The sequence below is a fragment of the Romboutsia sp. genome (genome assembly GCF_035470145.1).
Taxonomy (GTDB): Bacteria; Bacillota; Clostridia; order Peptostreptococcales; family Peptostreptococcaceae; genus Romboutsia_D.
Map to the genome: position 1 here is coordinate 1 of NZ_DATIRC010000341.1, position 2,941 is coordinate 2,941.

The following is a 2,941-nucleotide window of genomic DNA, read 5'->3' on the forward strand; positions in this document are numbered from 1 at the left end:
ACAACAACAACACATCAGCTACACCAACGCAACAACAACAAATCAAATCTTAAAACGCAACATAGGAACGCAACGTTCCGAACTGGTGACAAAGTTATTACACACTATCACCAACAACTAGCACTTTGAAAACTAGATACTTTTTATTAAGACCTCATTGAATCGTAGAAGGCAGTCATGCCAGAGTTATGTATAATTCGATTTGATGGAAACTAGACACCGATATTTTGGTAAACCAGTTAAGGGTTAACAAGTGGCATACTTGAGGACTTTACATCCTTTAATAACTTCCTTGTTAGCGTGGCTCTGAGGTATTCGGCAGTTGGAACTTTAGGCAGGTCGGCATGGAACGAGAGCCACCGAAACCACCTAAACGAACGCAGGTTAAAACATGGTTATTATGTCGGATGATATATACCCACCATGTGAGGTAATAAGTCGAATATAGACATCAAGCAAGGTATTTTGTACCACGATAGTGGGAGTTTGTACCCTATAAGTCTTGATATAACTTAGTTTACACACATTCGAGGACTAGGTGGGTCACAAACCACCTAGTCAAGTCTTGAATGCGTTGGAATCTTTAAACTCTGGTTTAAAGGTCGCAACGTGAGCAGGACTCACAAACTATATTTTATTGGTAGCACTTCACAGAGTGCAGAAGGAGAACACAATGACGATAATAACACAAAAGCAATACGTAGAAACACAATTAAATACAATTTTTGACATGCAATTAGAAGGTAAAATGAGTTGGTTAAATTGGTCTAGCAGAAACGGTTCTTTACACTATGTAATAGACAACAACGCATATTACGAGGATGTAATGCCAGTTGAGCCAATGAAAATGGATTTGCAATTACTTGCAAGTTCTAAGAAGGAGAACACAGAGAAGAAGTTGACAGATAAGGAAATCACGAAATCTATGCAAGATGCACAAAATGCAGGGTTTGAAGTTGTTAACGCATGTCAAGCACACATAGTAAATAATATAACTTCAATATTCAACGATAAATTTTACATGAAGGAAAACAATAAAACTGATAGAATCCCAGTATTCAATCTACCTAATATCAAGGTACAAAAAGACTTTTTACAAATAATAAAGAATAACCCAGAAATCATGGATTTCATACCAGAAAAAGAAAAAGAAAAATTTGAAGATTTTATCGAGTACATGAAAAACAATAAAATGTGCGTGAATTGTAGCACATGCAAGGAAAGTTGCTATAACAATAAAGCATATACTCAATACCCATATAAAGCAGTTTGTGACCTAAGACAATTATACAGAGTAATCAACAAACCACATGTGGTAGCAGGTGAAATCGTACAAGAAACAATAAACTCAAAAAATGCAAGACTTAATGGATCTGGTGAAATCCACAATGAAAAAATACTTGACTTATATAAAAGAGTTGCTAAATCAAATCCAGATACAAAATACTATACATACACAAAAAATTATAAGTTATTAGAAGGGAAAAAACTTCCTAAAAACTTAGTTGTTAATATCTCTGATTTTGGTACGAGTGAACAAATAAAAGAATCAATCGAGTTATTACCAAATAACCTAAATACATTTAAAGCAGTTACACCTGCAGAGATGCTAGAAATAAAACAAGATAAAGAAAAATCAAAAACAATATGTCATGGTGAATCGTGTTCTTCATGTAGATTATGCACAGTTAAAAAGAGCCTAACAATATACTGTGAGATACACTAAGGTTTTAGAAGGGGATTCCTAAAATCCCCATCCCAATGGGATGCACTGTCCCAAAAAAATAAAAATAAAGGTAGGTATACACTATGGGTACACTGGTAAGAAAGTTACACAGTTTCAACACTACATTTAATAGAAAGGAAAAAGCGTTGATAGTATTAGGTAGCATAGTTGCACTAATTGCACTAATTGCAGTATGGTATTTAGTGGTAAGTACATTAATGACAATAACAATAGCAGTTGTTGATGCAATAGGTAATGTATTATTCCCTAAAGGGTGGCATATCATCAGAGAAATATTTGGTAGTAGTTTATAAAATAAAAATGTGGTTTGGGAACGTACACATAAAACACGTTCATCCCATAAAAATAATAGTCGAGGGACTTTAAGCCAAAAAGGAGAAAAAAATGAGTCAATACAAACAAGCAAAAACAATATTAATAGATACTATAGAAAATTATTCGAGTATGGATGCAGTATCATTATATAACATGTGTGATAAGTTTATACAAACATTCACAGATGCAAAAATAAGAACATACCACAATATAAATGTAGAATCATTAAAAAACTTAATAGAAACAACAGATACATCAATGGGATTTGCTAATGCAATATATTATATAGAGTCATTAATAAACTTGGAAAAAAATATAATAATACTGGAAAAATCTAAAACATTAGAGCAGGACAAAAAAGATTTTCCAAATGATAAAGAAGTACTTGATTATATAAGTAAATTTAAGAACTTTAATGGGTTTTTAAAATACATAATAGATTAGAGTTTTTCAAGGTGTTCTCAAAAAACACCTTGTCCAGTAGAAATACACACAACACAAAATAATAGTCGCAGGACTTAAAACTAAGGAGATACACACATGAAAACAATAATAAGCGAAGTACAAAAATTAGAGAAAAACAACATGATATGCAGAGTAGATATTGACACAAGATTTATGGATGAAGTTTCTTTTGATAAAGGACATGTAAAATTCTGGGTATATGAAGATGAAGGTGATATAGTGCTAGAAGTATCAGAAACTAAGTGGAAAAAATTCGGTGGTGGAATATTAGGAACGAATGTATATAGTGAAGAATTAGAGTACATAAAAACAAAACAAGCATCTATGATAATGAAAACAATAAACAAAATAGTGAATGATAAAAGTCTACAAAAAGAAAGATGTGAGTTCTTAAGAGAGAGAGCCGAAAGAGTG

At 32.4% G+C, this 2,941-nt stretch carries 4 protein-coding genes; all 4 read left to right on the forward strand.

Annotation, left to right across the window (positions count from 1 at the left end):
- The first annotated feature begins 673 nt into the window (after window positions 1-673).
- Window positions 674-1,726 (forward strand): GP88 family protein, encoded by a 1,053-nt coding sequence (locus VLM92_RS13675; protein WP_325276887.1) that lies wholly within the window; start codon window positions 674-676, stop codon window positions 1,724-1,726.
- Between the two features lie 83 nt (window positions 1,727-1,809).
- Window positions 1,810-2,040, forward strand: a complete 231-nt coding sequence (locus VLM92_RS13680; protein WP_325276888.1) for a hypothetical protein — start codon at window positions 1,810-1,812, stop codon at window positions 2,038-2,040.
- A gap of 91 nt (window positions 2,041-2,131) precedes the next feature.
- A complete protein-coding gene (locus tag VLM92_RS13685; RefSeq protein ID WP_325276889.1) occupies window positions 2,132-2,506 on the forward strand; it encodes a hypothetical protein in 375 nt (124 codons plus the stop codon).
- A gap of 96 nt (window positions 2,507-2,602) precedes the next feature.
- Window positions 2,603-2,941: hypothetical protein (locus tag VLM92_RS13690; RefSeq protein ID WP_325276890.1), on the forward strand; the 339-nt coding region annotated here is incomplete at its 3' end.